Here is a 12073-nt window from a genome sequence, read left to right as displayed (position 1 = left end):
CACATTCATTTAAAGATATTTTTTATCTTTGTGATGTGGAAATCTTTACAATGAAAAAGGTAGTTTTTTTATTTTTAACTTTTTTTACCGTTATTTTTGTAAGTAACTGTAAATCCAATAATATGAACTCGGAACCTAAATTTGAATACACAATAATTGATTCCGGAGATTATGGAGATATTTCTGAATATTCAGAAACTGTAATCAGTGATAAAAGCAAATATGACGCTCTATTTACGCGATTAAAACAAAATCAATACCCTATTGAATATCCTGAATTTAATCCTGATAAAAGTTATATTTTTATCACCTTCGGTAAGCAGAATAGCGGAGGACTAGATTTTCAACTTAAAAAAGTAGAACCTAAAGAGGGTAAAATTGTAGTAACTTTGCATTCTAAAAGTTTTAATGGACCTACTATAAGTACTATGGCCATTGCCCTTCCTTATATGGTCATAGAAATTAATAAAACACTAAGCACTGAGTTGCTTATTTTAAAACAGTAATAAGACTTAATCAGATGAAAAAGATATATTTGGATAGTGCCGCCTCAACTATTATAGATCATCGTGTAATTGATGCTATGACAGAATCTCTCAAAGATGATTTTGGAAACCCATCATCCATTCACAGCTTTGGGCAGGAAGGTAAATCCAAAATTGAATCAGTACGAAAATTTATAGCCAGAAGTTTAGGAGTATCTTCAGGTGAAATTATTTTTACATCCTGCGGAACAGAATCCAATAATCTTATTATACGTTCATGTGTTGAAAATTTGGGTATTAAAAGAATCATAACTTCTCCTCTAGAACACAAGTGTGTTACAGAAACAGTTCGTGATATTAAAGAAAAACACCCGGAATTGGAAATACTATTTATTCCTGTAAAAAATGCTCAAGGTGATTTAGATTTAGACTTTTTGGAAGAACTTTTACAAGACTCTGTACCGACTTTAGTTTCCATAATGCATGCAAATAATGAAGTAGGTAATTTAATTGACTTAAAAGAAGTAGCTGTTTTATGCAAAAATAACAATGCTTTATTTCATTCTGATACTGTACAAACTGTTGGACATTATCCGTTAAATTTTTCTGAAATACCTATCGATTTTGCCTCTTGCAGTGCGCATAAATTTCACGGTCCTAAAGGTGCTGGTTTTGCTTTTATAAGAAAAGCCTCTCATTTAAAGGGAATAACTACAGGTGGTGCTCAGGAAAGAAATATGCGTGCAGGAACAGAGAATATCTATGGTATTATCGGTCTTGGAAAATCTTTAGAACTAGCACTTAATGAACTTGATGAGAGAAGAAAAATTATTGAAGATCTAAAAGTATATACTCTGGAGTCCCTATCAAAAAAAATACCCGGTGTTAAATTCAACGGTTACAGCAATGTCATGGACAAAAGCATATATACTTTAATTAGTGTTTTATTACCATTTCCGAATACTATGGTCGGATTTCAACTTGACATGAAAGGTATAGCGGTCTCTCAAGGCAGTGCCTGTGCCTCAGGAGCAGCCAAACCGTCCAATACTATGCTTCAGTTATATTCTTTGGAAGACTTAAAGGATACAACCACATTAAGAATTTCTTTCAGTCATTACAACACGAAAGAAGAAATTGATGAATTAATAGCTGTTTTAGTAGATATATACGAAAAATCAACGGTTACTTCTTAATACCAACCTCTTCTAAAATGGCTTATAGCTGCCTGTAAGTTAAGGTTAAATGTAAATCTGATATGAGATAAATATTTATCTTTACCAGGTTCAAATCCTAATGTTGATTGTATTGGGAAATATAACTCAAGAAAATCAGGTATAATTTTTAATTTAACACCTGTATCATATATAAAACGATTGGATTTTCCCATCCCTTGATATACACCTACATCAGCATATAAATCAAAAGGTTTCCATAGATGTATTTCACCGTTTATAGCTGTTATCCATTTACTGGCAGATTTATCGACCATTGATTTAAATCCTCCTTCAGCCATAATATATTGCTGATATAACAAACCATTGGTAGCTGACCTTCCCAAATAGTCAACATAATTAAAACTATAATCTGTTATATGGTCAATACCAAAATCAAAATAAGTTGAATTGGATTTGTTATTTAAAAAATATCCTCCGAAAAATCTTAGAGTTATTTTTTTATTGGGTGCATATTCATGACGGTAATAAATCTCTGAACTAACTTTATTAAATAAATTCGAATGTTGAAAATCTAATTTACCAGACCATTCATTTATTACTTTTTTATCTGAATAAGTATACGAAATATCTAGTAAATTATATTGTGAATAATCGTTAGAATTTGTAAATTTATTGGGATTTCTTTCTCTATCAACACTATTAAAAGATAAACCTATTACCTGATTAATTTCAGAACGGGGCCTTTTTTTAAATATCAGTCCTAAACCTGCAGAATATTTTTTATATGATAAATTTTTATCGTAATGATAATAATTATATCCCGAACTTAGTGCAATTCTACGGAACAAACCTTTTTCCATGTCATAATTATAATTAAATACAGCGCTCCCTGTTAAGCTATTGGTTCCTGTTGAATAGGTAGGAGCAATTGAATACTCAAAAGGTCTGGAAAAAGGAGAGCGATTGTAAAAACGTAATCCAATTATAAATTTGTCATAATCATTCCATTTAAGTTTCGGCTCGTAAAATATTTGATTATAATTAGGGTTATCAACATCAGCATAGAATTTCATTTGTATCCGTTTTCGGTTTTTGAAAACTCCTTCCGTATTCAAAATATTATCATTGTCATTAATTTCGGGGAATAAATAGTTCCTGTTTATAGATAACTGATTGTAATTTCCTTTAGGAAAAGTATATAATGAATCTTTTTGGGTAGAAAAAATCCATTTCTGATTCACAACTTCTCCTTTTTTTTCTCCACTAATTAAAATAGGCACAGGCAATGCTGTTTTATTTTTAATTTTTATATCAATACTATCTTCATTCTTGGAATGAAATTTTAAGATTTTGAAATTTATCCTGTCATTTGTATTAATATAATTTTGAAAAAACCAGTTTAAATCTACTCCTGAATTCTTTTCTAACGTATTCCTTAAATCTTCAGGTTGCCACTTTTGTCCGATTTTTTCATCTATTAATTGTCTTACTGAACTTTGAAAATTATCATCATTTAAATACTCAGATAAAAAATTAAAACTTAGCCCTGTCTTAAAGCCACTAATGATAAACTGATTTATGTTACTAAGTTCAAGGTATTTTTCATTGATAGGCTGATCATAATTTTGAGTAGCTATGTATCGATAACCTAACTTATACCTGTCAGTTAATGGTACTTTAGAAATAAAAAAATATTTTAATGGTTTTATGCTAAATATTTTAAACTTATCAGGTAAATCTCCTAATAATTTAGTGTCATTATAATATGTTTTTAAATATTGAAGTTGATAATAGGTAAGTAGCCCATTAGGTATCCAATGATTTAAATTTTTATCTACATTTATTTTAGAATTTATTACTTCGTAAGCTATTTGCTGAAACAATTTTAAATCACTTTTAATTTCATCCGAAAACAAAGCCCATTCTTTTATTCCAAATAAATCAACATCATCGATTCCTATAAAATTTTGATTTTTTTTAACTTTTGAAGATATGAATATTTTTGAAGGTAATTCTCCCAGTTTGTCATTTAAAAAATTAAGTTCTCTTTCTATATTCTTTTTATATATTGAATATAATTTTTCCTCTACTTTATACCCTAGAACAACTTCAGTTTTTTTCCCCTTAATCTCAAAGTTGAATGAAACCGGAGGTATTTTGGAAATGAATAGGGTAATAGCCGTATTATTTTCTCCAGCTAAGTGATTATCTGATATCTTAATTAAGTCAGAGTTTATAGTGAATCCCTCGGGAAATAAAATAGAAACTTCATATTTTGTATTTCTGTAAGGATTAAACTCAGTGTCAGTATATGCTTCTAAGAGAGGTTTACCTTTAACAAAATCCAAAGGTTGGAGAAAAAAATATTTTAATAAATAATTATTTTCTGGAGAATATCCATATCCTGATATTTTATCACTTGGAATTTTAATTGTATATTTTAGATCTAATTGTACAGAATCATTAGGTAACAAAGGCTCCAAAAGGTATATTTCGTAAAATTCCAAATCACGAAGAATAAAAGGGGCTGGTTTTTCTGCAAAATTTATTTGTAAATCGTTTATTTTTCCTCTGTCCTTAAATTTAGAAAAATACAGTGATTTATTTCTGTCTTCCAGTTTTCTTTTTCCTAAAACTGTGTTATTTCCGGAATATGAATTAGCTACTGCATGAAGGTATATTGAATTTAAAATAGTACCTGTATTATTAATAAAAATGATTTTCTGATTTACACCTAAACTATTGGAAATAGTATCTAAACTTGCCTGTATAGAACTATAATCCTTCTGTGCAAAGCATAATATAGGTACAAACAGAAAAAATAAAATCTTTTTCATTTTTATAATTATTCTGATTAATAAAATCTGATTTCAACGGCTCCAAAACGATACTTCATAATATCTGCTTCAAAAAATTCAATTCTATCCATAGTTTTAAGCATTTTATAAATTTCTTCTTTTAAAACTCCTTTTCCCTTTCCATGAATAAGAATTAATTTTTTGAGCTGATCTTTTCTTGCTCTATCAATTTCATATTTTGCAGTATTTAGTTGTTTTTGAAGCATTTGATGAGGTTGAACATTTTTTATAGAATCCATTAAATGACCAATATGTAGATCTATTTCTCTACATTCTTCTTTACTGTTGACTAATTTATTTTTAGCTTTATCCGTTTTATTTTTAGCTAAACGAATTTCAACATCTATTACTGTTTCATCTACTGATATATAAGGCAATATTTTACTCAAACTATATTCCGTTTCAAATCCATACTGATCTTCCAGGACAGCTGTTCCTTTGTGTAATTGCTTAATAACAAATACACCTTCTTCGTCTACCACCTTAACTTTATCTCCAGATTTGAACATGTCAGAGTCCTTACTAAAAAAGGCTATCTGTCAGGATAGCCTTTTTATTTATAATTTTATTTAAAATTTATTTATTTAGGAATTTTATTATTGGTTCCTCTTTTCGTCTTAGATGAAGATGATTCTTTACCTTTATGATCCTGAGCTACTCTGAATCCTACCCATACAGCTGATTCATTTTCCAACATATATCTTCTTTGTCCCGGATCTAACCAATATGCAGTGTCATTCCAAGAACCTCCTTTAATAACTCTTAAATCATTGCTGATTTGCGATGTTCTCATTTTAGAGTCTTTTTCAAGTACAACTCTTCCTTTTTTATCTACTGTCCAGTTTCTTATAGGAGAGTTATAAAAATTGTATGAACCTGTTGAATCTACTCTTCCATCTCCTGCTTCTAAAGATGATTGTAAATCTCCGTCTCTGAAATTTCTTGAGTCATCAACAACCTCCGTTTCAAATTTACCGGATAAACTTTTATATATTCTTCTTCCATCAGATAAGGTATCGTATTGAATATTATCATCTTCTACCTTTTTAAATCTTCCGGCACTACCTTCTTCGTTTATAAATTGCTGATAAACATTTCCTCTATAATAGTTAAAATCATTGTAATCTGTATCAATAAGAGGTCTGTATACATCCTGTGTCCACTCAGCGACATTCCCGTACATTCCGTAGATTCCGAAAGGATTTGAAGGATAAGCCCTTACATCTGAAGTAATCGCATTTCCATCATTACCCCAACCACCAATACCGGAATAGTCTCCTTGTCCGTATTTGAAATTATCTAGGAACTGACCTCTGTTTCTTCCTTTTTTACCACGCATTTTGTTAATCATAACATCTTTACCTTCAACCAAATTGTACTGTCGGTTGTCAGCTTCTGCAAGCGCAGCATATTCCCATTCAGCTTCGGTAGGTAGTCTGAACTTTTGAACTAAATTACCCTGTGCACTTTTATTTACAGCAATTACCCGTTCATTTTTACTTGTAATACCGTTTTGTTTAGCAACTTTATCTTCATTAATAATTCCTTCTAAACCTGGGTCATTATATTTATATTTTTCTACATTAAATGAATTAGATCCGACGTTGTTGGAAGCATCATTATAGAAATCTTTGGAAATAATACCCTTATTCATCAGTTCTCTTTCGTTTGCACGGTCGGTAAGCCAGTCACAGTATCTTTGTGCCTGTAGCCAGCTAACTCCTACAACAGGATAATTATCAAACTGAGGTGCTCTGAAATAATCTTCCGAATACACATCATTTCTTGACAACTTGTTTTTCCAGACCAATGTATCTGGAAGTGCTCCAAAGTATATATCTTTATAATTCTGCTCGGTTGGAGAATATACATATTTCAACCAGGTAACATACATTCGGTATTCATAATTAGTAATCTCCGTTTCGCCTATAAAAAAGGATCGTACCTGCATACGTGTAGGAGTATTATTCCAATCGTGCATTACGTCATCTTTAACAAGTCCCATAGTGAAAGTTCCTCCTTCAACAAAAACCATTCCTGTCCATCCTTTTTCATTCTTCTTTTTGTTGCTGAAAAACCAACCGTTTCTATCATTAGCTTTCCATCCGGTTAGACTTGTACTATTTTTGGTACCACCACCCGGCTTGGTCCTTCCTCCACCGCCTCCACAACTTACCATAGTAAGAGAAACGGAAGATACAATTGCTAATAATAAAATGAATTTCCCTATTTTCATTGTATTTATTTTCATTATTTTAAACATGCAAAAATAATATATTATTGTGAAATTAAAAATTTTTATGTTCTAATATAGATTATTATGTAGCCTTAAACGCAAACAAAAAGAAAAATATTGTATCAGGTATTAAAATTTTTTTATTATTTTTCCGTTTATTTGAATAATTCTTATGAAAAAATACAAACATTTTCTCTCCATATTTATTCTAGTGTTTTTTTGCAGTATGTTTTTAAAAGCGCAAACCATTTATTTACAATGGGAAGGACTTAAAGAGGCGTACGATACAGAAAATAAATCAAGCAAGTTCCCCTACTTTTCCAATCATCACTATTCCTTAGAGGGAGGAATACCCACTTTAAATTATTCTGAATCTACAAATTATGTTGGTGAAATTACTCTTACTGATTTGCAATGGGTTCCTGTGAACCTTTCTGAATTGGGGGATATGCCTATATCTTCGCTCCCTAATAATGATGAGTTTGCAGCAGGCTTTAATTCAGCACGTTCAAAACGAGTACTTTCGGTATCTATTAGAACATTTAAAAAAACAGGGAATACCATTTATCAGTTAAAAAGCTTTACTATCTCTAAAGCAACACGTCTATCAACATCAAGCACTAACTATAAAATAACAGGGAGCACTGAGAGTATTTTTGAAAATGGTGATTGGTTTAAAATTAAAGTAAACAAAACCGGAATTTTTAAAATTAACCGGAATTTTTTACAATCGTTGGGTATAAATGTAAATTCCGTAAATCCTAAAACAATCAGAATTTTCGGGAATGGTGGTAAAATGCTTCCGGAACCCACTTCAAGCTTCAGATATGATAACATCCAGGAAAACGCCATTTTTGTAGCTGGAGAAGAAGACGGAGTATTTAACAATGATGATTATATTCTTTTTTATGCGCAAGGACCTGACTATTGGGATCGTTCTAATGGAAAGAATATAAAGCATAAAAAAAATATATATGAAGATTATGCATATTATTTCATAAATATTAATCAGACCCAGGGGAAAAGAATCTCATCAACTTCTTATCAAACTCCTAATTCCACACAATATACAGAATATGACGATTATCAATTTTATGAAGAAGATGCTCTAAACCTAAATGAAGTCGGCAAAATGTGGCTGGGCGAAAATTTAGGAGTACGCAATAATCTGGAACTGAATTTTCCTGTGCATGCATTAGCTCAAAGTACAATCAATTGGAGATTTTACTGGGTATCCAGAAATGGCACAAATGGCAAGGTGAATATTTTGTATAATGATTCTCAGGTTTATTCAACTACCTTAACTCCTGCCAGTAATGAATTGGACTTTTCCTTAAGAAATGTAAGTCAAACGTTAGAACCCACTAATAATCTTTTAAAGTTCACACTCAATTTTGATAATTCTTTAAATCCTTCCGCTCAGTTGTATCCTGATTACTTTGAAGTTATTTATAAACAAAAATTACAGTTCAACGGCAGCCAGATGAATTTCAGAACTCTTGACAATATTGAAAACGGAAATATCTATGGTTTTAATTTCAGTTCCGGAAATACTTTTGAAGTATGGGATGTTTCTGATTATGTAAATGCCAGAAAACTCGAAAAATCGCAAGAAGGAAACAAGTATTCTTATCAATTTTCCTCTGCTACTTTTAAAAACGAATTTATCGCATTCAATCCGGATCATGCCTACACTCCTGAAACTGTAGGAAGAATGCCTAATCAGGCACTTCATTCCCTATCAGATTCCGATTACATCATAATAACAGTCCCGGAATTTATTACTCAGGCCAATCGTTTAAAAACTTTCCATAAAACGAGGAACAATCTTCAGGTTGATGTAGTAACAGTTAATCAGATATATAATGAATTTAGTTCGGGAGGACAGGACTTAGCCGGAATACGAGATTTTTTACGTTATTTATATAATAAAGATGACGGTAAGCTTAAATATGCACTTTTATTAGGCTCAGCATCTTATGATTTCAAAAATAAAACAAAAACAGGTTATAATCTGATTCCCACTTATCAAAGTTACAATAGCCGAAATCTGGAATTCTCGTTTGCTTCAGATGATTTTATAAGTATTCTTGATGATAATGAAGCCATCATGGTTGGTGAAGATGCTAACCTATCTGCCAATCAACTGGATATTGCTATTGGAAGAATGATAGCCAAAAACGTTTCTGAAGCAACTTTATGTATTGATAAAGCGATTAAATACGATAATGGAAATGCTCCTCAGGGAACCCCTTTTGGAGACTGGAGATTGAAAACCTCTCTCATTGTTGATATTGACCGTTCCAGTTATAATTTTCACGAGACCATTGAAAATAGTATTTCTAAAAATATTTTTGAAGCAGAACATACCGAATTTACATTAAGAAAATTATATATTGATGCTTTTACAGCTGATTATACTTCCGGAGGTGCTAGATTTCCACAAGTAACCGAAGCTATTAAAAATGCCTTAAATAACGGAAACTTAATTATCAACTATTTCGGACATGGAGGCCCCTCTTCTATTTCTCAATATCGCCTTCTTGCTAAAGATGATCTTTTCAATTTATCAAATTTCACAAATGATTATTCCAGACTTCCGTTGTTTATTACTGTATCCTGCGATATTTCCGTCTGGGATAACCCCGGAATTAATTCTATAGGAGATATGTTATATTTAAAAGAAAATGGAGGAGCCGGATCTTTAATTACTACAAACCGGGCTATATATATTGACTACGGTATCAATATGAACCCGGTAATTATGAAAAATATTTTATCCAAAGACGATTCAGGTAAAAATTACATATCCATGGCTGAAGCTTTAAGACTTTCAAAAGCAGAAGTTCTTGATGGAGATAATCGTAAAGTAGCTTTTTTAGGAGATCCTGCACAATCGCTTGCTAAACCAAAGAGAGAAATTAAATTAACAAAAATAAATGGTATTGAAGCCGATTCTTTTTCCGGAACTTTAAGAGCATTGGATTTTATTACTCTCGAGGGAGAAGTTCTTAATGAAAGCGGTGCTATTGATACATCATTTTCAGGAAATATACAAACTACATTATTTGATAAACCTGTTGACAAAAAGACACTGAATAACTTTAACTATAGTTATTTAAATCCTCCAATGCAATATAAAGAACAAATCAATGCCATTTATAGAGGAGGATCACAAGTTAAAAACGGAATATTTAAAATTGAATTCTATATACCAAAAGATATAAATTACGAAGTAGGAAACGGCAAATTAATCTTATATGCGGATAATTCTTCGATTGACGCATTTAATTTTAAAAATGACATCAAAGTAGGAGATATAAATCCTGAAGGAATTAACGATAATGAAGGTCCAAAAATAAGATTACATATGAACAACCTTAATTTCGCCAACGGTGGAATTACAGACAGATCTCCTTATCTATTAGCTTGTGTAACCGATGACTCTGGAATAAATTCAACGGGACTAGGCGTTGGTCACGATATAACGGGGATTTTGGATAATAATGTAAATAATACAATAATACTAAATGAATTTTATACAGGTGGAGAAATATCTCCCTGCCTGAATCCAGATTTAAAGGATTTTCAAAAGGGGAAAGTGTGGTATAGATTATATGATTTAGAACCAGGAAATCATACAATTAAATTTAAAGTTTGGGATATAAACAATAATTCTTCAACTGCGTCGTTAGACTTTATAGTAATGGAAAATGGTGAACAGGGTTTAATCATAAAAAGATTATTGAACTGGCCCAATCCTTTTACAACTAAAACATTCTTCCATTTCGAACACAATTGCCCGGATATTCTGGAAGTTCAGGTTCAGATTTTTACAGTTTCCGGAAAACTGGTTAAAACCATAAATCAAACGGTTACATCAGAACCTTTCCATGAAGGTTATCGAACTGATAAATATGGATTAGAATGGAACGGTTTAGATGATTTTGGCGACAAAATAGGTAAAGGTGTATATATTTATCGGGTCAAAGTCAAAGGAACATCTGACATGTGTAAAGGATCAGTTTCTCAAGTAGAAAAATTGGTTATTTTGAAATAAAATTTAATTTTGCATTATTCAATTATATTATAAACTATTACTAATACAAATTTTTTTAAATGAAAAAATATTTTTTATTTCTGGGATTACTAAGCTCTGTCTTTTATAATGCTCAGAATAGATATCAAGCTATTGTAACAGGAGCTCCTTTTTTGAGGATTTCTCCAGATGCACGTTCCGGTGGTTTAGGTGATCAGGGGGTTGCTACTTCACCCGATGCTTTTTCTCAGTACTGGAACCCTTCTAAATATGTTTTTGGCACAAGTTATTCCGGAGTCGGAGTTTCTTATACTCCATATATGAATAAACTGACAAATGATGTTTTCTTATTGAATGGTACTTTTTATACTTTTTTAGGTGAAGAAGAAAGAAGTACTCTAGCTGCCAGTGTCTACTATTTTAATATGGGAGAAATTCAATTAAATGAATTGATGGGTAACGATATTGTTGGAAAAGGAATTTCTAAACCTAATGAATTTGCCATTGACGTATCCTATGGTTTAAAACTTGCCGATGTTTACTCTATGGCTGTAACTGCAAGATATATTCGCTCTGATTTATTTAACAACGTGGATAACTCTTCTGCGCAAACAAAAGCTGCTAATACTTTTGCTGTAGATGTTACCGGATATTTTCAATCTGAAAAGTCTGATTCATTCAACGATTTTGAAGGCAGATGGAGAGCTGGATGGGGAATATTTAACATGGGTCCTAAACTGGATTACTCAGATAATAGTCAAAATTCAAGTTATTTACCTACGAACTTACGTTTAGGGGTAGGTTATGATCTTTTTATTGATGAAGAAAATAAAGTCGGATTAACCCTTGAGGCTACAAAATTATTGGTTCCCGGGCCTGAAAAAATAACAAACGAAGACGGTAGCTCAACTTATCAGGTTCCTGATAAGAGTTTTATCTCAGGTATGTTTAGCTCTTTTGGAAATAAAGATGCTGGTAAAGAAATTACTTATAGCGTTTCCGGAGAATATGTTTTCAACAATGCTTTTGCTTTCAGAGCCGGATATTTTCATGAAAATCCGGATAGAGGAGCCAGACAATACGTTACTTTAGGTGCAGGACTTAAATATCAATCATTTGGAATTGACTTTTCGTATTTGATAACCACATCTAAAATTAATAACGCGTTAGATAATACACTCAGATTTGGACTCACATGGGATTTTGGAGGAGAAACATCCAATTCTGATTACTATTAAAAATCTAATTTTTTCATAATTCAAAATTAAAATCACTCT

7 protein-coding genes are annotated in these 12073 nt (G+C 31.5%); 4 read left to right on the top strand and 3 right to left on the bottom strand.

Annotation, left to right across the window (positions count from 1 at the left end; translation table 11 throughout):
* Window positions 1-122: 122 nt before the first annotated feature.
* The gene (locus EQ921_RS12540) at window positions 123-506 is read left to right on the top strand and encodes a protease complex subunit PrcB family protein (protein ID WP_164875635.1); all 384 of its coding nucleotides are present in this window, start codon (window positions 123-125) and stop codon (window positions 504-506) included.
* Between the two features lie 14 nt (window positions 507-520).
* Window positions 521-1681, top strand: a complete 1161-nt coding sequence (locus EQ921_RS12535; protein WP_128331889.1) for a cysteine desulfurase family protein — start codon at window positions 521-523, stop codon at window positions 1679-1681.
* On the opposite strand, the gene EQ921_RS12530 is transcribed toward EQ921_RS12535, so the two are convergent.
* From EQ921_RS12530 to gldJ, 3 genes are all read right to left on the bottom strand, one after another.
* Window positions 1678-4500, bottom strand: coding sequence for an aminopeptidase (locus tag EQ921_RS12530; RefSeq protein ID WP_128331888.1), 2823 nt, complete (start codon window positions 4498-4500; stop codon window positions 1678-1680). The two genes, EQ921_RS12535 and EQ921_RS12530, sit on opposite strands and share 4 nt — an antisense overlap.
* Window positions 4501-4517: 17 nt before the next feature.
* Window positions 4518-5030, bottom strand: coding sequence for a Smr/MutS family protein (locus EQ921_RS12525; protein ID WP_128331887.1), 513 nt, complete (start codon window positions 5028-5030; stop codon window positions 4518-4520).
* Between the two features lie 71 nt (window positions 5031-5101).
* Entirely contained in the window at window positions 5102-6757 is a 1656-nt protein-coding gene (gldJ, locus tag EQ921_RS12520) for a gliding motility lipoprotein GldJ (RefSeq protein ID WP_128153333.1), read from the bottom strand.
* A 172-nt stretch (window positions 6758-6929) separates the two neighbouring features.
* On the opposite strand from gldJ, the gene porU reads away from it, so the two are divergent.
* Together porU and porV are read left to right on the top strand one after the other, a co-directional pair.
* The gene (gene porU, locus EQ921_RS12515) at window positions 6930-10817 is read left to right on the top strand and encodes a type IX secretion system sortase PorU (protein ID WP_128331886.1); all 3888 of its coding nucleotides are present in this window, start codon (window positions 6930-6932) and stop codon (window positions 10815-10817) included.
* A gap of 59 nt (window positions 10818-10876) precedes the next feature.
* Entirely contained in the window at window positions 10877-12034 is a 1158-nt protein-coding gene (gene porV / locus EQ921_RS12510) for a type IX secretion system outer membrane channel protein PorV (RefSeq protein WP_128151954.1), read from the top strand.
* Window positions 12035-12073: the final 39 nt, after the last annotated feature.

The organism is Apibacter sp. HY039 (assembly GCF_004023655.1).
Lineage (GTDB): Bacteria > Bacteroidota > Bacteroidia > Flavobacteriales > Weeksellaceae > Apibacter > Apibacter raozihei.
The sequence above is the reverse complement of the archived record's forward strand: the minus strand, read 5'-3'. Positions and strand labels throughout refer to the sequence as shown.

What these genes read in the sequence shown, in the direction of transcription:
- EQ921_RS12530 (WP_128331888.1), bottom strand. Translation starts at nt 4,500, where the DNA reads ATGAAAAAGATTTTATTTTTTCTGTTTGTACCTATATTATGCTTTGCA.
- gldJ (WP_128153333.1), bottom strand. Translation starts at nt 6,757, where the DNA reads ATGAAAATAGGGAAATTCATTTTATTATTAGCAATTGTATCTTCCGTT.
- EQ921_RS12535 (WP_128331889.1), top strand. Translation starts at nt 521, where the DNA reads ATGAAAAAGATATATTTGGATAGTGCCGCCTCAACTATTATAGATCAT.
- porV (WP_128151954.1), top strand. Translation starts at nt 10,877, where the DNA reads ATGAAAAAATATTTTTTATTTCTGGGATTACTAAGCTCTGTCTTTTAT.
- EQ921_RS12525 (WP_128331887.1), bottom strand. Translation starts at nt 5,030, where the DNA reads ATGTTCAAATCTGGAGATAAAGTTAAGGTGGTAGACGAAGAAGGTGTA.
- porU (WP_128331886.1), top strand. Translation starts at nt 6,930, where the DNA reads ATGAAAAAATACAAACATTTTCTCTCCATATTTATTCTAGTGTTTTTT.
- EQ921_RS12540 (WP_164875635.1), top strand. Translation starts at nt 123, where the DNA reads ATGAACTCGGAACCTAAATTTGAATACACAATAATTGATTCCGGAGAT.